Annotated in this window: 20 protein-coding genes and 1 pseudogene; 9 read left to right on the top strand and 12 right to left on the bottom strand. The window is 70.9% G+C overall.

Annotated elements, in window-relative coordinates; genetic code table 11:
* Positions 1-260: 260 nt before the first annotated feature.
* A complete protein-coding gene (locus tag IG62_RS0104975) occupies positions 261-1190 on the bottom strand; it encodes an MBL fold metallo-hydrolase (RefSeq protein WP_030798036.1) in 930 nt (309 codons plus the stop codon).
* A gap of 234 nt (positions 1191-1424) precedes the next feature.
* Here IG62_RS0104975 and IG62_RS0104970 point away from each other — a divergent pair, with 234 nt between their 5' ends.
* From IG62_RS0104970 to IG62_RS0104960, 3 genes are read left to right on the top strand one after another with little or no spacing between them, the layout of a single operon-like run.
* Complete coding sequence (locus IG62_RS0104970; RefSeq protein ID WP_030798034.1) at positions 1425-1664, top strand: hypothetical protein; 240 nt, start codon at positions 1425-1427, stop codon at positions 1662-1664.
* The gene (locus IG62_RS0104965) at positions 1648-3174 is read left to right on the top strand and encodes an amidase (protein WP_063755329.1); all 1527 of its coding nucleotides are present in this window, start codon (positions 1648-1650) and stop codon (positions 3172-3174) included. The genes IG62_RS0104970 and IG62_RS0104965 overlap by 17 nt, the downstream gene beginning before the upstream one ends.
* Positions 3175-3183: 9 nt before the next feature.
* Entirely contained in the window at positions 3184-3756 is a 573-nt protein-coding gene (locus tag IG62_RS0104960; protein WP_030798030.1) for a TetR/AcrR family transcriptional regulator, read from the top strand.
* Between the two features lie 19 nt (positions 3757-3775).
* On the opposite strand, the gene IG62_RS0104955 is transcribed toward IG62_RS0104960, so the two are convergent.
* On the bottom strand, positions 3776-4171 hold the full coding sequence (locus IG62_RS0104955) for a tautomerase family protein (protein WP_030798027.1): 396 nt from the start codon (positions 4169-4171) through the stop codon (positions 3776-3778).
* A gap of 152 nt (positions 4172-4323) precedes the next feature.
* On the opposite strand from IG62_RS0104955, the gene IG62_RS0104950 reads away from it, so the two are divergent.
* Positions 4324-5211, top strand: a complete 888-nt coding sequence (locus IG62_RS0104950) for a LysR family transcriptional regulator (protein WP_030798025.1) — start codon at positions 4324-4326, stop codon at positions 5209-5211.
* Positions 5212-5236: 25 nt separating this feature from the next.
* Here IG62_RS0104950 and IG62_RS0104945 read toward each other — a convergent pair whose 3' ends face one another.
* Both IG62_RS0104945 and IG62_RS0104940 read right to left on the bottom strand, forming a co-directional pair.
* Positions 5237-6394 (bottom strand): winged helix DNA-binding domain-containing protein, encoded by a 1158-nt coding sequence (locus IG62_RS0104945; RefSeq protein ID WP_030798021.1) that lies wholly within the window; start codon positions 6392-6394, stop codon positions 5237-5239.
* Positions 6395-6460: 66 nt separating this feature from the next.
* Entirely contained in the window at positions 6461-7354 is an 894-nt protein-coding gene (locus IG62_RS0104940) for a DUF2268 domain-containing protein (RefSeq protein ID WP_030798020.1), read from the bottom strand.
* Between the two features lie 65 nt (positions 7355-7419).
* On the opposite strand from IG62_RS0104940, the gene IG62_RS0104935 reads away from it, so the two are divergent.
* Positions 7420-7851, top strand: coding sequence for a hypothetical protein (locus tag IG62_RS0104935; protein WP_030798017.1), 432 nt, complete (start codon positions 7420-7422; stop codon positions 7849-7851).
* 61 nt (positions 7852-7912) lie between these two features.
* On the opposite strand, the gene IG62_RS0104930 is transcribed toward IG62_RS0104935, so the two are convergent.
* The 3 genes from IG62_RS0104930 to IG62_RS0104920 all read right to left on the bottom strand — a co-directional run bounded on the left by IG62_RS0104930 (position 7913) and on the right by IG62_RS0104920 (position 9408).
* A complete protein-coding gene (locus IG62_RS0104930; protein ID WP_158794981.1) occupies positions 7913-8332 on the bottom strand; it encodes a hypothetical protein in 420 nt (139 codons plus the stop codon).
* 81 nt (positions 8333-8413) lie between these two features.
* Entirely contained in the window at positions 8414-8599 is a 186-nt protein-coding gene (locus IG62_RS47030) for a hypothetical protein (RefSeq protein ID WP_158794980.1), read from the bottom strand.
* A 101-nt stretch (positions 8600-8700) separates the two neighbouring features.
* Entirely contained in the window at positions 8701-9408 is a 708-nt protein-coding gene (locus IG62_RS0104920) for an SDR family oxidoreductase (RefSeq protein WP_030798013.1), read from the bottom strand.
* Positions 9409-9509: 101 nt separating this feature from the next.
* On the opposite strand from IG62_RS0104920, the gene IG62_RS0104915 reads away from it, so the two are divergent.
* Positions 9510-10340, top strand: a complete 831-nt coding sequence (locus tag IG62_RS0104915) for a helix-turn-helix transcriptional regulator (RefSeq protein WP_030798011.1) — start codon at positions 9510-9512, stop codon at positions 10338-10340.
* A 174-nt stretch (positions 10341-10514) separates the two neighbouring features.
* Here IG62_RS0104915 and IG62_RS0104910 read toward each other — a convergent pair whose 3' ends face one another.
* Entirely contained in the window at positions 10515-11684 is a 1170-nt protein-coding gene (locus IG62_RS0104910; protein ID WP_030798009.1) for an acyl-CoA dehydrogenase family protein, read from the bottom strand.
* Positions 11685-11790: 106 nt separating this feature from the next.
* Positions 11791-12993 carry a CaiB/BaiF CoA transferase family protein gene (locus IG62_RS0104905; protein ID WP_030798006.1) on the bottom strand — a complete coding sequence of 401 codons (1203 nt, stop codon included), beginning with the start codon at positions 12991-12993 and terminating at the stop codon, positions 11791-11793.
* A gap of 207 nt (positions 12994-13200) precedes the next feature.
* Between IG62_RS0104905 and IG62_RS0104900 the strand changes: the two genes are divergently transcribed.
* The 3 genes and pseudogenes from IG62_RS0104900 to IG62_RS48325 form a co-directional block, all read left to right on the top strand.
* A complete protein-coding gene (locus IG62_RS0104900; RefSeq protein WP_030798004.1) occupies positions 13201-13926 on the top strand; it encodes a GmrSD restriction endonuclease domain-containing protein in 726 nt (241 codons plus the stop codon).
* A gap of 10 nt (positions 13927-13936) precedes the next feature.
* Complete coding sequence (locus tag IG62_RS0104895) at positions 13937-14236, top strand: hypothetical protein (protein WP_030798002.1); 300 nt, start codon at positions 13937-13939, stop codon at positions 14234-14236.
* A 65-nt stretch (positions 14237-14301) separates the two neighbouring features.
* Positions 14302-14476, top strand: a pseudogene (locus IG62_RS48325) (SAM-dependent methyltransferase); the annotation flags it as partial.
* Positions 14477-14525: 49 nt separating this feature from the next.
* On the opposite strand, the gene IG62_RS0104890 reads toward IG62_RS48325, so the two are convergent.
* The 3 genes from IG62_RS0104890 to IG62_RS0104880 all read right to left on the bottom strand — a co-directional run bounded on the left by IG62_RS0104890 (position 14526) and on the right by IG62_RS0104880 (position 16439).
* A complete protein-coding gene (locus tag IG62_RS0104890; RefSeq protein ID WP_234326276.1) occupies positions 14526-14738 on the bottom strand; it encodes a hypothetical protein in 213 nt (70 codons plus the stop codon).
* An 85-nt stretch (positions 14739-14823) separates the two neighbouring features.
* Positions 14824-15666, bottom strand: coding sequence for an SMP-30/gluconolactonase/LRE family protein (locus tag IG62_RS0104885; RefSeq protein ID WP_030797997.1), 843 nt, complete (start codon positions 15664-15666; stop codon positions 14824-14826).
* Positions 15663-16439, bottom strand: coding sequence for an IclR family transcriptional regulator (locus IG62_RS0104880; protein ID WP_030797996.1), 777 nt, complete (start codon positions 16437-16439; stop codon positions 15663-15665). The genes IG62_RS0104885 and IG62_RS0104880 overlap by 4 nt, the downstream gene beginning before the upstream one ends.
* Positions 16440-16470: the final 31 nt, after the last annotated feature.

Raw genomic sequence — 16470 nt, 5'->3', positions numbered from 1 at the left:
GCAGGCTCCGCGGTGCGGCTATGGTCTTCGGACCAAGGGCCACCAGGTGGTGTGGGCATTGAGAGGCCGTCGGCTCGCCCGTTCACCACCCGCGGCACGTAAGGCCGGCTGCAACGTGTCCCCTTCTGCATCAAGGCTGTCGTCCCGCCCAGCGTATGGGTGTGGTCGGGCGGTGGACCAACTCATTTATGAGCTGCGTCGATACGAACCAGCAGCTCGTTGATCCCGCCAGCCGGCCGCCCTGCCACGCGCACGGAGGATCAGGGCGAAACCCCGGGGACGGGCCGCAGCCGGTAGGTGCCCGCCTCCGCGGTGACGAGGCCGGCGGTCGGCGGCGGGAAGTGGCTGCCGAGGAGCAGGGTTTCCGTGTCGGCGAGCGAGGCGATCAGTTCTCGGCGACTGTGGATCGCCTGAGCGGGGTCGATGTCCACGCAGCTGGTGATGCCGGGGCGGTGCAGCTGCACGGGGTGGTGGACGCAGTCACCGGTGATGACGGCCGAGCGGGCGCCGCTGCGGAGTTCCACCGCGACCTGACCTGGCGTATGGCCGGGGGTGGGCAGCAGCCGAATACCGGGGGCCACGTCGCTGCCGGTGTCCGGGACGTCGACCAGGTCGAGCAGCCCGGCGTCCCGCACCGGGTGCACCGAGTCCCGGAACATCTGCCGGCGCGGCTCGTCCATCTCGACGCCGGCCCAGTAGTCCCACTCGGTGCGCGCGACCAGGTAGCGGGCGTTGGGGAAGGTGGGCACCCAACTCCCCTCGCGTTCAACGGTGTTCCAGCCGACATGATCGGTGTGCAGATGCGTCAGGATGACCAGGTCGACGCTTTCGGGCGCGAAGCCCGCGGCAGTGAGTCGTCCGAGATAGGGGGTGTCCAGGTGGTCCCAGGCCGGGTTGGCGCGGGTCTTGCCGTTGCCGATGCCGGTGTCGACCAGCACCCGCAGGCCGTTCGCCTCGACGGCGAAGCTGTGGCTGGCCAGCCGCAACGCACCGTCGGACGCGGCGAAGTCGGGCCGCAGCCAGCGGGCGTCACCCACCACGTCGGGAGTGGCCTCGGGCAGCAGCCAGGCACCGGTCGGCGGCGGAAGTTCCGTCTCGTCGACGCGGTGCACCAGCAGATCGCCGACGGCCCAGGTCGGCCCGGTGGTTCCCCGGGTGATGGCGTGCGGGGGCGGCGTGAACTGATGCATGACTTCTCTCCTCGACCCTCTGCAACTAAAGCAATTTCTTTGCGTTAGTGGCACGGTATGCCGTACGGTCCACTCACGCAAATATTCAGCCTTAGCGGCTCGTAGCACCCCTCCCGTGTGACGCCGGCCCGCTTCACACGCTCTCGCCCCCTACGCACTCTCGCCCCACGCGCACTCGCGCCCCATACAACGCACGCCGATACCCACGCACAATCCAGGAAGGAACAATCCGCTATGACCACCGAAGATCTCTCCCCGCAGGAGGCTGCCCGTTGGGCTCTGCGGGCGGGCCTGCCCGTGGAACCCGGGCGGCTCGACGTGATCGCCGCCACGGCGAACCACATCCAGCACGTCCTGCGCCCGCTCCGCGAACTGGACCTTTCGGACGCGGCCCCGGCCGTCGCACAGCCACCCCTCGGTCGCACCACGGCGCTCACCTCAGGAGAGGAGCAGGCAGATGCGCTTGCCGTATGAACTGTCACTCGCCGACGCGGCGCAGGCGATCGCCGCTCGTGAGCTCTCCCCGGTGGAACTGACCGACTCGGTCCTGGAGCGCATCGCGGAGGTGGAGGACGATCTCGGGGCCTACGTCACCGTACGCGCGGACGACGCCCGGAAGGCCGCCGCACAGGCAGAACGGGACATCGCGGCGGGCCGGCACCTCGGACCGCTGCACGGCATCCCGATGAGCCTCAAGGACCTCATCGACGTTGCCGGGCTGCCGACCACGGCCAGTTCCCGGGTGCGCGCGCACCACACGGCCCTCAAGGACAGCGCCGTCGCGGCACGCCTCCGAAGCGCCGGAGCGGTCTTGCTGGGCAAGACCCACACCCATGAATTCGCCTACGGACTGACGACCCCTCAGACCCGCAACGCCTGGGCCGCTGACCGGGTGGCCGGCGGCTCCAGCGGCGGCTCGGCGGTGGCGGTCGCGGCAGGTGAGGCGACCTTCGCCCTGGGAACGGACACCGGCGGCTCGATCCGCGTCCCCTCCGCCCTGAACGGCGTCGTGGGGCTCAAGCCCACTTACGGACTCGTCCCCGTGGACGGTGTCACACCGCTGTCCTGGTCCCTGGACCACGTCGGCCCGATCACCCGCACGGTGCGCGACGCGGAACTCGTACTCGCCGCCCTCACCGGTCACCACCCCACGGAGGGCCCCGCCCGCGCGGACGAGAGTCCGGCCGGCCTGCGCGTCGGCGTCCCCCGCAACTACTACTTCGATCGCGTCGCCCCCGAGGTGGCGGCGGCCGTCCACCGGGCCATCGCTCAACTCGCCGCGCTGGGCGCCGAGTTGACGGAGGTCGATATCCCGATGACCGAGTACGTCCAGGCCACCCAGTGGGGCGTCATGGTTCCCGAGGCCACCGCCTCGCACGAACAGACCCTGCGCACGTCCCCGGAGCTGTACGGATCCGACGTCCGCGTGCTGCTGGAGGCGGGCGGGCTGGTACCGGCGACCGACTACCTGCGCGCTCAGCGGGCCCGGGCCCTGATGCAGCGGGCCTGGGCGCGGCTGTTCGAGGAGGTCGACCTCATCGCCGCGCCGACCGTGCCCTGCACGGCCGTCCACCGTGACCAGCAGGAGGTCAGCTGGCCGGCCACCGGAGGCACCGAGAGCGAGCCCGACGCGGGCGCCCGCGAGGGCGTGCCCGGCCCGGACGCCCGCGCGGGCACCCCCGGCCCGCAGGTCAGCGAGAGCGTGTCCGACGCGTACGTCAGGCTGTCGGCCCCGGCGAACCTCACGGGCCTGCCGTCGCTCTCCCTGCCCGTCGGCCTGGACGGCGCGGGGCTGCCCATCGGCATGCAGCTCATCGGCCGGGCGTTCGGCGAGGCCACGCTGCTGCGCGCCGGACGCGCCTATGAGACGGCACATCCGCCGGTCGCCCTCTTCGGCAGGGCAGTCGGGCGGCGGACGACCGCCTCTGCCCCCACCCCCGTTTCCCGGCCCACCCCGCCCGCTGATGCAACGATTTTGCGTTAAGCTGGGGGCATGAGTCCCAAACCAGCTGCCCGGCCTGGAGGCCGTAGTGCCCGCGTACAGCAGTCCGTGCACGCGGCGGTGCGCGAACTCCAGGCCGAGCAGGGGCGCGGCGACCTCACCATCCCCCAGATCGCCGCGCGGGCCGGCGTGACCCCGTCGACCCTCTACCGCCGCTGGGGAGACCTCCAGGAGCTGCTGTCGGACGTCGCGGTGGAACGGCTGCGGCCCGAGGCGCCTCCGGCCGACCATGGGAACCTCCGCGCTGACCTGGAGCACTGGGCCACCGCGTTCCTGGAGGAGATGTCGTCACCGGCGGGCCGCTCGTACATCCATGACGCCCTGGCCGGGGATCCGGACGGCAGCAACTCCGGGCAGTGCTCCGCCTACGCCGTCGACCAGGTCGACACCATCCTCACCCGGGCCGGGCAGCGCGGTGAACACGTACCGGACACCGACACCGTGATGGACCACGTCGTGGCGCCCCTGATGTACCGCATCCTCTTCCGCCCGGGCCTCCTCGACCCGCAGTACGCCCGCGACCTGGTCGCCACGGTCCTCTACCGGCTCATGCCGCTGCCCTGACCGGGCCACGGGGTGCCGGCTACGTACCCGCCGGCCGGCGGTAGAAGTCGAATTGCGTGACTTTGTTGTAGCCGTAGCTCTCGGGGTGCAGTTCGTGCAGCGCGACGCCGGCCCGGGGCAGGGGGCCGAGGAGCTCCGACAGCAGTTCACCGGCCCGGGCGATGAAGTCGGCCTTCTCCGCGGCACTGTTGGTGCCCAGCGTGAGACTGCCCTCCACATGTGCGTCACGGTGGCCACTCAAGGGCTTTCCGTCGACGAAATAGCTGCCGGCCGGAACCAGGTTGATCTGGACGATGGTGCGCGCACTGGACTTGTTCAGGGCCGAGACCGCCAGCTGGGTCAGCCCCTCGGCGAGGGCGCGCTGGACGTCGGACGGAAGGTCGGGGTCGGGAACGGTGACCCGGAAGTACGGCATGGCATGCCTCTCTGCTTCGTCTGGGCTCTGTGGCTGGGTGCTCTGCGCACGGTGCGCGGCTCTTGGCGGCGCCGACGTGGCACCCAGCTAGCGTCGCCGACCTGGCACGATAGATCCAACGCATAGCTGTCATACGCATATGAGGCCGACGCATGACCGTGAACCTTCCCCAACTGCGGGCCTTCCTCGCCGTCGTGGACACCGGCGGCTTCGGTGCGGCCGCCGCCGAGCTGGGCCTGAGCCAATCGGCGGTGTCGCACGCCGTCGCCTCCCTGGAGCGCGAGCTGTCCGCCCCGCTGCTGGTCCGGGCCACGCCCGCCCGTACCACCGCGCTCGGCGAACGGGTCCTGCCGCACGCCCGCCTCGCGGTCTCCGCGGCCCGGTCCGTGGAAGAGATCGCGGCCACTGCCACCGAGGCCATGTCCGGCATCGTCCGGCTGGCCGCCACGCCAACGGTCTGCCAGGGGCTGGTCCCCCGCCTGCTCCGGCACTGGCGCGAGGACCAACCGCGTATCACCGTCCGGGTCTTCGAAGGGGACAGCGCCGAGGTCACCACCTGGCTGGACGACGGAACGGCCGATGCCGCCGTCCTGATCGACCCGGAACCCGGGCCCGGCGTCCAGCTCGCCGTGGACGGTTACCGGGCCCTGTTGCCCCGGGACCACCCCCTGGCGGGCGAGCCGGCCGTGGACATCCGTGACCTGGAGGACGACCAGTTCCTGATCTCACCCAACGGATGCGAGGCCCGCATCCGTACGATCCACCGACTGGCCGGGCTGCGCTTCGACCCCACTCACCGGGTACGGGACCTGGCGACCCTGATCAGCATGGTGCAGGCCGGCATCGGCGTGACGATCCTTTCCGAGGTCTCCCGCGCCTTCGTCCCGCCGGACCTGGTCCTGCTGCCGCTGGCGCCCGAGACCTCGCGCCGCCTCGTGCTGACCGGCCCGCAGGCCCGCCCCTGGCACCCCGCGCTCCGCACCCTCGCGGAGTCGGCCGCCCACCACCTGGCCCACTCCACGTCCCGGGCGAACGCCTAGGAGTCGCCCCCTCCGACCTCCCTCCCTATCCCGGCAACACCCGTACCTCTGCCTCACCGGGCAGCGCGAGCTTGGCCCACCAGTGGTCGAACCGGCGATAGACCCCGGTGTCCCGGTCGGTCAGCAGAGCCATCAACGAGCGTGCCTCCTCGCCAAGCCCCTCCCACGCTGCGGGCGGGAGGGCGTGGAACGCCGTCGCTTCCACGCCTCCGTCGACCGGGCGCCACACACCGGCGACGTACCCGTCGACCAGCAGCGTGGGCAGCACGTCGCCGTTGGTGCGGATGACCAGCCGGCGGTAGGCCGGGGGTATCACACGGCTACGGTCGGCGTAGGCGAGCAGGACGCTGTCCCACATCGCCATCAGCCGGGGCGGGGCCGGCGTGTCCGCGCAGGGGCGCGGGGCGCCCGGGAGGTCGAACAGCGCGGTGCCGTCGGCACCTTCGAGCCTCTCGACGGCCCCGTCGAGGGAATCGAGGGCGGTGAGCACCTGGCGGATCGGCGTGCGCTGGACCGTGGCGAACTGCGCCACGTCCGCCACCGACGCCGGCCCGAACCCCGCCAGATAGCGCAGGACGAGGGTGGTCAGCGCTTCCGTCCTCGTCTCCCGGCCCGTGGGTACGGGACCGGTGCGCGCCGCGATGTACGACGGCCGGGCGGCGAACGACCACGGCCCGCCCGTCGGGACATGCAGCAGCGGGGCGTAGGCCCGCAGTCCCCACCACGCCCCCGCCTTCCGCTCCGCCCCGACCTGCTGCTCCACCCACGTCTCCATCTCGGCGGCGGTGCGGGCCTGATCGGCGAACTTCAACGCCTCCAGCACCAGCGCGTCGCCCTCCGCGGGAGTGAGCCCCGTGGCGGCGAAGTGGTAGCCGAGCCGCGCGGCGTACAGCGTCGGCTGCATCGCCTCACGGAAGAGCTGGTAGTCATCGGCGTGGACCGCATGCAGGGTCATCCGCAGCAGGGTCGCCTTGACGGCCGTGCCCCGGGCGAACGCGTCGTCCGCCTCCTCCGCCTTGAACCCGTCGATGCGGTTCCACAGCGCGAGATACGGCGAAGCCGCGTGCTGGGCCTGCAACGCGACAACCCGGCGAATGACCTCCATAACCTCCAACTCCTGCCGTTCCAGCAGCAGTTGGCGGCTCAGAGTGGCCCGGTTGAGTTCGCGCGCGGTAACGGTGATCTTCACGGCCGGAATTGTGCCGTGCCCGGTCCCCGGCCGCCACCACTCTCCTACCCCGCTTCGCGCTCACGCACTGGTCGCCACACCCGCGTTGCGGAGTACCTCACTCGCCGGCAGGCCGACGCTCTGGGCGGCGGTCAGGCCGGAAGCCGCCCGGTGCGCCTCCACGATCCGCAGTCCGACCACGTACCCGGCGAAGTCCGGCAGCCCCACGGTGGGCTGTCCCATCAGCCGCGCCGTGGCATCGCCCAGCACATATCCGGTCAGGTTCTGCATCCCGGCGACATCGATATCGGCAGTGATCTTCTCGTACGCGCGGTCCAGCTCGGCACCGCTCAGCGCCGTCGCCCACGGCCCCATGGCCTCCTCCCCGGCCAACTCCCGCACGAACGCCTCGGCCAGCCCCTCGGCGACGACGTGCTCCCCGACGGTGACGGTCATCGGGTCCCAGACCACGTTCGCATAGCGCACGTTGTGGTGGAGCTCGTGTGCGGCAGCGTGGGCGATCTTCTGCAGGCTCGTCTCGGTGGGCCACATCACCAACTGGATCGCCCCCGGGAACCCTCCCATCCCGAAGTAGCCGCTGCTCCGCACCGTCAGGTGTTCGTCATCGGGATTGCCCAGCACCAGGAAGACATGCACGGTCTCAGCGTGCTTGATTCCGGGTGCCGCCCCGCTGATCTCCTGCCACGCCGCCGTGAGCGACTCCTCGATCCGCTCCCACACCCCCGCGTCCCGCATCTGCCGCACGGCGGGCAGATACCGCTCATCGTCCCGATCGAGCCGGAACCCACTTCCCATTGCGCTGTGCGTCTGGACCACATCCACGTCCCCCATGACGGAAGCCAGCACTTCCTGCAGCGGACTGAGCATCTCCCGCAGCGCCTCGGGCCGCTCCTCCAGCGGCCGCTGCAGAAGGTCGATCATGGCGGACGCGGTGTCGTGAACAAGAATCTTCATGTCTTGGACCGTAGGGCCTCCGGTTACCGGAGGGTCAAGCGTCGTTGGGCGGAGGGGATGAGCAAGTGCAGGAGCCGGTCTACGCCACCGTCAGATACTTCCAGGCATGCCAGGAATGCGATGCGCAGGCGGAGTGGTGGTGTGTCCAGCAGCTGGTGGGTGACTCGTTGCGAGGGGACGTCGAATCCGTCTGCTCCACCTGCGGGTGTGGGATGGCCCTCTGCGGCGGCGACCTGACGGCCGAGCTCCGGGAGCGACTGCTCGACGGGCACGGGCGGGCAAGGTTGCAGGTGACGCCGCCGGTGAAAGGCGCGATGATCATGCGGGTGCTGCGCGCAGAGCTCGGCCTCGACCTGGCGAACGTCAAGACGGTGCTGCAGCAGGTCCTGGCTGGGGAGTACTCGGGAACCTTGCCCGAGGTTGAGCTCATCGCCCGCAAGCTGCGGGCCGCGGGCATCGATGCGGTTGCGTCGTTTCCTCAGGCAAGGAGTCGCTAGGCGGGGACGGACCCCAAGGGCAACGCCCGTTTCGCGAAGGCCTCGACAGCGGCCGCTGCGGTCACATTCTGCGGTCGTGGCAGGTGTAGGAGTCGTCCGGGTTGTGGGCCAGGGACTCGTGGCCCCAGCACTTGAGCATCGGGGCGAGGGTGTAGGCGCGACAGCCGGCTGCGGCGAGCAGGAGGGCACACGCCAGGCTGACCGCGGCGGTGGGCAGCGCTCTGCGGGAGATGCGCAGAGCGGTCGCGGCTGCCCCGAGCAGCGCTGCCACACCGAGGATCAGGATCATCAGCACGAGGCCGATGCGGTTGTCCTTGATCCCCGGGAAGGCCTCGGGCGAGTCGATCTCGGTGGTGGCCGCGAAGCTCACCAGGATGAGCAGGGCGCTGAGCAACAGCAGTCCCACGGCCAGACAGCCTCCGGCGAATCCGCCGGACGTCTTCGCGGCTCGTGGGGTTCGGGCTGTCGTGGTGCGCGTCATCCGGTCATCGAACCCGAGAGCGCGGGCCGGCAGCAACACGGCCCGTGCACCCGGTCGAGCGGGCCGAAGGACGGCCGGCCGTCAGAGCGGTCCCTGCAGGCCGCCGCCTCCCGTCGGGGAAGAAGGACGGTAGTGGTCGATCAAGCCCGCGTGCTGGTTGGGCCGGGCGGCCCGGTGGGAGTCGGGGTGGTCGAGCCGGGGCCGGCGGCCGTGGAGCACGAAGTGCGCCACGCGTGAGGTTAAGCGGCTGAGACTCTCCGCTGTCATCGATCCTCCATGGGAAGAAGTCAGTGGTAAGACAGCTGCAACCTTACGGAAGGAGGGTCAAGTATACGGTGGAGTACGGGAGATGGCGTGTCGGATCTCACTCACCAAGGCAGCGTGCCCTCCGCGTCGAAGTAGCCGCCGGTGGGCCCGTCGGGCCTCACCTGGGCCATGCGCACGATGATCTCGGCGCCCTGCTCCACGCTCTGGGTGCCGGTGTTGCCGTTCAGGTCGGTCTTGGTGAAGCCGGGCTCGACCGCATTGATCCGCATATCGGGGAACGCCTTCGCGAACTGGATGGTGATCATGTTGACCGCGGCTTTCGACGCCGGGTAGGCGACGCCCGGGTAGGCGTACGCCGGGCTGCCCGGGTCGCTGACGCGGGTCAGGGAGGCCAGGCCGCTGCTGACATTGACGATGACGGGAGCCGGTGAGCGGCGCAGCAGCGGCAGGAACGCATGGGTGACGCGCACCGTGCCGAAGACGTTGGTGTCGAAGGTCTGCCGCATCACGTCGGCGGTGATCTCCGCGGCGCCGGGCACGTGGTTGTCGGCGTCCCGGGTCTCGATGCCCGCGTTGTTGATCAGTACGTCCAGCCCTCCCTCGGCCTCGACGGTCCGGGCCGCGGCCGCCACGGACGCGTCGTCGGTGACGTCGAGCCGGACGGTCCGCGCGCCCAGCCGTTCGGCGGCCCGGCGGCCGCGGGTGGCGTCCCGGCTACCGACGTAGACGGTGTGACCTGCGGCGATGAGCCGGCGGGCGGTCTCGAAGCCGAGGCCCTTGTTCGCTCCGGTGATGAGTGTGGTCGTCATGACTCCAGGCTGCGGCGGCGGACCGCGAGCAGCCAGGCGTCCCGCCTTCCTGGGACTGTCAGTACCAGGACGATCCGGGTGGCGCGGTGCACAGTGGGGGCATGGCGAGTACGGAGTTCGGGCGGACGGTGCGGCGCTGGCGCGACCGTGCCTCCCCGGAGGCGGCCGGGCTGCCCGGGGGCGGCCATCGGCGCGCGGCCGGGCTGCGCCGTGAGGAGCTGGCGATGCTGGCCGGGATCTCGGTCGACTACGTCACCCGTCTGGAACAGGGCCGGGCGACCCACCCGTCGGAACAGGTCGTCGAGGCTCTGGGGCGGGCCCTGCGGTTGTCCGGAGCCGAGCGCGAGCACCTGTTCCACGTCGCCGGGCTGGTGCCGCCGGGGCAGGGCACGGTGCCCGCGTACATCACGCCGAGCGTGCACCGGATGCTGGACCGGCTGACCGGGACGCCGGTCGCGGTCTCCGACGCGTCGTGGACGCTGCTGCTGGCCAACCCGCTGTACACGGCGCTGATGGGCGAGCGGCAGGGCCGGGAGCGCAACGGCGCCTGGCGCGCGTTCCTCGGGTCGGGCGGCCGGGTCCGCCACACCACGCAGTCCCGGCGCGCGCTGGAGACCGCTGTGGTCGCCGACCTGCGCGCGGCCGTGCGCCGGTATCCGGCGGACCAGCGGCTACGGCAGCTGATCGCGGAACTGCGCGCGAACAGTGACCGGTTCGCCGAGTTGTGGGACTCGGGAGCCGTCGGCCGGCATGAGGCGTCGCGCAAGACCATCGATCACCCGCAAGTCGGCACCATGACGCTGGACTGCGACCTGCTGAGCGTCGCCGGCAGCGACCTGCGCATCATGATCTACACGGCCGAGCCCGGCACCGAGGACGCCGAACGGCTGGAACTCCTCGCCGTTCTGGGAACCCAGACGATGGTCGGGTGAGGGCCAGATAGTCACGATGGTCGGGTGGTGACGACAGTCGGGTGGTGACGAGGGTTGGATGGTGGCGACGGTCGGGGTGTGACGGCGACGGATTCCACCGCCGATGGCTCGGCGGGGCGTCCTCGGCCTTCACCTGCCCGGCCCTCATGCGCTCGGCCTTCATCGGCTCGGCCTTCACCTGTCGAGGCCGCCGCGTCTGACCAGCTGGCTCACGATCACATTGCGCTGGATCTCGTTGGTGCCCTCGCCGACGATCATCAGGGGCGCGTCGCGGAAGTAGCGCTCGACGTCGAATTCGGTGGAGTAGCCGTAACCGCCGTGGATGCGGACGGCGTTGAGGGCGATCTGCAGGGCCGTCTCGGAGGCGAAGAGCTTCGCCATGCCGGCCTCCATGTCCACCCGGCGGCCCGCCTCGGCCTCCCGGGCGGCGTACAGGGTCAGCTGGCGGGCGGCGGTGAGCGACGTGGCCATGTCCGCGAGGTAGTTGCCGATCGACTGGTGCTGCCAGATCGGCTTCCCGAAGGACTCGCGCTCCTGGGCGTAGGCGAGGGCGTCCTCCAGCGCCGCCCGGCCGACCCCGAGTGCGCGGGCCGCGACCTGGAGGCGTCCGGTCTCCAGGCCCTTCATCATCTGCGCGAAGCCCTCACCCTCGGTCCCGCCGAGTACGGCATCGGCCGGCGCCCGGTGGTCGGCGAAGGAGAGCTCGCAGCTTTCGACGCCCTTGTAGCCGAGTTTGGGCAGGTCGCGTGAGACCGTCAGGCCGGGCCCGTGCTCGACGAGCAGGATCGAGATGCCCCGGTGCGCGGGCTCCGCCTCCGGGTCGGTCTTGCACAGCAGGGCGATCAGCGCGGACCGCCGGGAGTTGGTGATCCAGGTCTTCGACCCGTTGATGAGGTATCCGCCGTCCGCGTCCTTGCGGGCGACGGTACGCAGGGCCTGGAGGTCGGAGCCGCCGCTCGGCTCTGTGAGGGCGATGGTCGCCCGGGTCTCGCCGGTGGCCATCGTCGGCAGATAGCGGCGTTTCTGCTCCTCCGTACCGTAGTGGAGCAGCAGCTTGGCGACGACGGTGTGGCCGCCCATCGCACCGGCCAGGCTCATCCAGCCGCGGGCGAGTTCCTCGGTGATCAGGACGAAACAGGGGGCGGAGACCGGGGTGCCGCCGTATTCCGCGGGGATGGCGAGGCCGAAGATGCCGAGCCGTTTCATCTGCGCGATCAGCGTCTCCGGGTAGGTGTCGGCGTGCTCCAGTTCCCGGACGACGGGCCGCACCTCCTTGTCGACGAAGTCGCGCACCGTACGGACGACGAGCTGCTCGTCCTCGGACAGGACGTCGAGGGTGCTCACGCTGTGACGCTCCTTGCTGAAGGGCGGGGAGGCGGGCGGGGCGGGCAGAGATCGCTGCGTTGATCGCACGGGATCGTGGAGGCGGAGGTCCGGGGGGAGGCATGGGTCAGACGACGCCGTCGGTCCGCAGGGTGGCGATGTCGGCCGTGCTGTACCCCAGTTCCGTCAGGACGCGCTCGGTGTGCTCGCCGGCGGCTGGTACGGCGTCCATGCGCGGGGCGGTGCCGGTGAGGTCCGCAGGGGGCAGCAGCGCGGGCACCACGGCTCCCCCGGGGATGCGTACGTCGCGCCAGCGGTTCCGGGCGCTGAGCACGGGGTGGTCCAGGAATTCCTGGACGTCGTTGACGCCGGCGTTGGCGATGTCCGCCTCGTCCAGCAGCTTCATCACCTCGCCGCTGTCCAGCTCGCCGAACCGCTCGGCCACGATCGCGTTCAGCTCGTCGCGGTGGGCCACGCGGTCGGAGCCGGTGGCGAAGCGCGGATCGTCGACGAGTCCGGGCCGACGCAGGAACTGCTCGCACAGGGCGGCCCATTCCCGCTCGTTCTGGATCGAGAAGAGCACGTCCTTGCCGTCCGCCGCGGTGTAGGCACCGTACGGGGCGATGGTGGCGTGCTGGGTACCGATGCGCGGGGGCTGGGTGCCGCCGTGACGCGTGTAGTACGCGGGCTGACCCATCCACTCGGCCAGTGCCTCGAACAGGGAGACCTCCACGGCGCGGGCGACGCCGGTGGTGGCGCGGGTGAAGAGTGCGGTGAGGATGCCCGAGTACGCATACATGCCGGCGGCGATATCGGCGATCGAGATCCCGGCCCGCGCGGTTTCCTCGGCGGTGCCCGTCAGGGAGACCAGCCCCGTCTGGCACTGCACCAGCAGGTCGTACGCCTTGCGGCCGGCCCACGGCCCGCTGGTGCCGTAGCCGGAGACGGAGCAGCGGATGAGGGACGGGAAGCGCTCGGCGAGGGCATCCGCCCCCAGGCCCATCCGGGCAGCCGCGCCGGGGGCCAGATTCTGCACGAACACATCGGCACCGCCCAGGAGTTGTTCCAGGACCTGCCGGCCCCGGTCCGACTTCAGGTCGAGCGTCACGGACTCCTTCGACCGGTTGAGCCACACGAAGTAGCTGGACTCGCCGTGCACCGTGGTGTCGTAGCGGCGGGCGAAGTCGCCCCCGCCCGGGCGTTCCACCTTGATGACGCGCGCGCCGAGATCGGCCAGCTGGCGGGTGGCGTAGGGGGCCGCCACCGCCTGCTCGACGCTGACGACGGTGATGCCGGCCAGCGGCAGGCCGCTTTCGGGGAGCTCGGTCATGGGGTGTGGCCTCCAGGAGAGTAGGAATCCCGTAGCGCTCGCTCCGGGCAGCGTATGGGTTCCGTGGTGAAATCGGGAGCAGGCGGCTGCCCTCCCGGCAGGAAAGCGCCCTCGCCCCGAATTCGACATGAGGGCCAATTTTCCGAATTCCCCACCAACGAGTGAATTGCGGCATGGCAAATCGTTTCCCCGGGCGATGCTTTCCGGGTGATGACCCACGCCTGGTGGCGCCGAGTCGCCATGACCACCGCCCTCATCGCAACCACAGTCGTCCCGGCGGTACCGGCCAGCGCAACAGCCGCTGCCGCCCCTCATTCACCTGCCCGTCCCAGCGCCGTCATCCACCCCGCCGACACCGCATTCCCCACCTCTCCGCGGGAATTGCCGGAGCCCCCGCCCGCCGACGTGGCACGCGAAGAACTCGCCGATCTGAACGTCGACACACCCCATTCGATGGAGGGTTACAGCCGCGCGAAATTCCCGCACTGGATCAAACAGTACGGCGAATGCGACACCCGCGAAGTCGTCCTCTCCCGGGACGGCATCGACGTCCAGCAGGACGAGAAGTGCCGGGCCATTTCGGGGACGTGGTTCAGCGAATACGACAGCAAGGTCTTCTCCGCGTCGGGGCAGCTCGACATCGACCACATCGTGCCGCTGGCCAACGCCTGGCGTTCCGGCGCCGATGAATGGGCCACCCCGAAGCGCCGTACCTTCGCCAACGACCTCGTCCACGCCCAGCTCATCGCGGTCTCGGCCTCCTCCAACCGGCAGAAGGGCGACCAGTCCCCGGACCAGTGGTCTCCGCCGCGAATCGCCTACCGGTGCGTCTACGCCCGCGCCTGGACCGACATCAAGCACCTCTACCAACTGAACGTCACCGAGCCGGAGAAGGACAAGCTCAACGAGATGCTGGACACCTGCGAAGAGTGATCCCCAGGCAATGACCACCCACGACGGTGACGCGCTCACCGATGAGATCACCGCCGGCCCCGGCGGAGCGATGACGGTCCAGGTCGGCGTCATCACCGGCGACCTGACCGTCACCACCGCCGACCGGGGCGACGGTACGGCGCGCGTCACCGTCCGGTACACCGGCGCGGAGGAGTGCTACGACCTCGAAGGCAGCCCGGTCCCGCTCCCGCCGGGCGGCCTCCGCGCGCTCCACCGGGCCGTACTCCGGGCGGTCCGGGCGGGCCGCGGTGCCGTGGTACCCGGAACGGGTACTCCGCCCGGCCTCTGAGACAGGGCGGCCGCACGGGCCCATCCGGCGTGCGGCAAGGGCGAGTTGCTGTGCACCTGGGCACCAGCTGGGACCGTTACGTCGCGGCGCAGTGGCTCAACATCCGCCGCCGGCTCGACGCGAATCCCGACGACGAGTTCGCCGACGAGCTGCGCGCGGAACTCGCCGCCTCCCCGCCCGTACGCCAGGTACCAGCGCGAACATCTCGGGTGGGGTGTGTTCGTCCTGCGGAGCCGCTGACCTTCCGTGCGAAGCCCCGGCGCGGCCGGCCGGGGCTTCGCGCCGGGGCTCAGTCGACCAGCGTCACGCAGGGCAGGCCCACGCTCTCGCCCCCGCGGATGCCTTCCGCGCACAGCCGGGTGCCCGGCGGAAAGTGGCGCTGCGGGTAGACCTGGTCCCGGTAGGTCCGGAAGGCGGCGACGTCTTCGACCTTGGCGTTGGCGCTCCAGCCATTGGTGGTCCAGACCCGTGCGCTGATCCGGTGCGGCTGGTTGGTATTCACGACTGACTACGTGAGCTATCAGGCATCGGCGCGCCCGGTGGGCGGGGTCGCGACGCCTCACCCGAAAGGGCCTCCCGGCGGCCGGTCAGCCTCCGAACGCCACGCCCGACATGCCCTGCCCCGCTTCCGGAATCACCAGGAGGGAGCCCGCGAGGGGGTGGGGGTGGGCGGAGCCGGATCCGGCCGTGGTGATGAACAGGTCGCGTAGCGACGGGCCGCCGAAGCTGCAGGCGGTGGGGCGGTGGACGGGGAGCGGGAGGGTGCGGTCCAGGTGGCCGTGGGGGGTGTAGCGGCGGATCTGGCCGCCGTCCCAGAGGGCGACCCAGAGGCAGCCGTCGGCGTCGACGGTCAGGCCGTCGGGGTAGCCGGCGTCGGGCTCGATGGCCACCAACGGGCGGCGGTCTGACGGGAGTTGACCGTTCATCCGGCAGACGTCGATGCGGCGGGTCGGGGAGTCGATGTAGTAGAGGCGAGTGCCGTCCGGGCTCCAGGCGAGGCCGTTGCTGACGGTGACGGACCGGAAGATCACCTGGGTCTCACCGTCGGGGGCGATACGGGTGAGCGTGCCGCCGCCCGCGGCCTCGTCGTAGCGCATGGTGCCCGCCCACAGCGAACCGTCGGGGGCGACGGCGGCGTCGTTGCCACGGCGGCCGGGGACGGGGTCGCGTAGGAGCCAGGAGAACCCCCCGTCGGCGTCGTAGCGGGCGATGCCGTCCCGCAGGTTGACCACCAGGCCACCGGTCGCGCGCGGTTTGGCCGCGCCGACGTGCTGTCCGGTGGCCATCACGGTGCGCCGTCCGGTGGCCGGATGGTAGGTGTGGATGCGGGAGCCGAGGATGTCCACCCAGATCAGGCGGTCCGTCGCCGGGTCCCAGGTGGGGCCCTCACCGAGCGTGGCCGAAGCGCGGACCGCGACCTCGGCCCTCATCGGTGGCCACCGCGGTGGCCCAGGCGTACGGACAGGTCGCTCGCGCCCTTGGCGGCCAGTTCTGCGAGCTCGACCTCGCGTTCCTCGCTCCAGCGGATCACGGGTACGGAGACGGACAGGGCGGCGACGACCCGGCCCGTGCCGTCCCGTACGGGTGCGGCCACGCAGTTCACGTCCGGGTTGGACTCGCGGTGCTCGATGGCGATGCCGCGCTCGCGGACGACGGCGAGCGCGGCGCGGAGTGCCTCGGGGTCGGTGATGCTGTGGTGTGTCATCGCGTCGAGCTCGCCGGCCTCCTCGATGCGGAGCGCCAGTTCGTCGGCGGGCAGGGCGGCGAGCAGCATCTTGCCGACCGCGGTGCAATGGGCGGGGAGCCGGCGGCCGGCGGCCGAGACCATGCGCACGGCGTGGATGGAGTCGACCTTGGCGATGTAGATGACGTCGAGGTCCTCCAGGATCGCGACGTGCACGGTCTCGTCGCAGGTCTCGGCCACCTCGCGGGCCACCTGCTGGCCTTCGGCGGCGAGGTCGAGCTGTTCCGCGTAGCGGCTGCCGAGCTGGTAGGTGCGGACGCCGAGACGGTAGTGGCCGGGCCGGCCGGGAGCGGGTACCAGGTACGAGCGGGCGGCGAGGGTGGTGACCAGCTCGTGCACGGTGGTGCGCGGCAGCCGCAGCTTGCGGGTGATGTCGGGCGCGGAGAGCGTTCCGTCGCCTTCGAGGAACAGCTCAAGGATGTCGAGCGCCCTGGTCACCGCGGGGACCAGCCGTCCCATGTGCCTCACCACCCGTTTCGTTCGAGGAGCC

It is taken from the genome of Streptomyces sp. NRRL S-337 (assembly GCF_000720175.1).
Lineage (GTDB): Bacteria > Actinomycetota > Actinomycetes > Streptomycetales > Streptomycetaceae > Streptomyces > Streptomyces siderophoricus.
The sequence above is the reverse complement of the archived record's forward strand: the minus strand, read 5'-3'. Positions and strand labels throughout refer to the sequence as shown.

Excerpts from the sequence above, each read along its gene's own strand:
- IG62_RS0104975 (WP_030798036.1), bottom strand. The coding sequence starts at position 1,190 with ATGCATCAGTTCACGCCGCCCCCGCACGCCATCACCCGGGGAACCACC.
- IG62_RS0104970 (WP_030798034.1), top strand. The coding sequence starts at position 1,425 with ATGACCACCGAAGATCTCTCCCCGCAGGAGGCTGCCCGTTGGGCTCTG.
- IG62_RS0104965 (WP_063755329.1), top strand. The coding sequence starts at position 1,648 with ATGCGCTTGCCGTATGAACTGTCACTCGCCGACGCGGCGCAGGCGATC.
- IG62_RS0104960 (WP_030798030.1), top strand. The coding sequence starts at position 3,184 with ATGAGTCCCAAACCAGCTGCCCGGCCTGGAGGCCGTAGTGCCCGCGTA.
- IG62_RS0104955 (WP_030798027.1), bottom strand. The coding sequence starts at position 4,171 with ATGCCGTACTTCCGGGTCACCGTTCCCGACCCCGACCTTCCGTCCGAC.
- IG62_RS0104950 (WP_030798025.1), top strand. The coding sequence starts at position 4,324 with ATGACCGTGAACCTTCCCCAACTGCGGGCCTTCCTCGCCGTCGTGGAC.
- IG62_RS0104940 (WP_030798020.1), bottom strand. The coding sequence starts at position 7,354 with ATGAAGATTCTTGTTCACGACACCGCGTCCGCCATGATCGACCTTCTG.
- IG62_RS0104930 (WP_158794981.1), bottom strand. The coding sequence starts at position 8,332 with ATGACGCGCACCACGACAGCCCGAACCCCACGAGCCGCGAAGACGTCC.
- IG62_RS47030 (WP_158794980.1), bottom strand. The coding sequence starts at position 8,599 with ATGACAGCGGAGAGTCTCAGCCGCTTAACCTCACGCGTGGCGCACTTC.
- IG62_RS0104920 (WP_030798013.1), bottom strand. The coding sequence starts at position 9,408 with ATGACGACCACACTCATCACCGGAGCGAACAAGGGCCTCGGCTTCGAG.
- IG62_RS0104915 (WP_030798011.1), top strand. The coding sequence starts at position 9,510 with ATGGCGAGTACGGAGTTCGGGCGGACGGTGCGGCGCTGGCGCGACCGT.
- IG62_RS0104905 (WP_030798006.1), bottom strand. The coding sequence starts at position 12,993 with ATGACCGAGCTCCCCGAAAGCGGCCTGCCGCTGGCCGGCATCACCGTC.
- IG62_RS0104895 (WP_030798002.1), top strand. The coding sequence starts at position 13,937 with ATGACCACCCACGACGGTGACGCGCTCACCGATGAGATCACCGCCGGC.
- IG62_RS0104885 (WP_030797997.1), bottom strand. The coding sequence starts at position 15,666 with ATGAGGGCCGAGGTCGCGGTCCGCGCTTCGGCCACGCTCGGTGAGGGC.
- IG62_RS0104880 (WP_030797996.1), bottom strand. The coding sequence starts at position 16,439 with ATGGGACGGCTGGTCCCCGCGGTGACCAGGGCGCTCGACATCCTTGAG.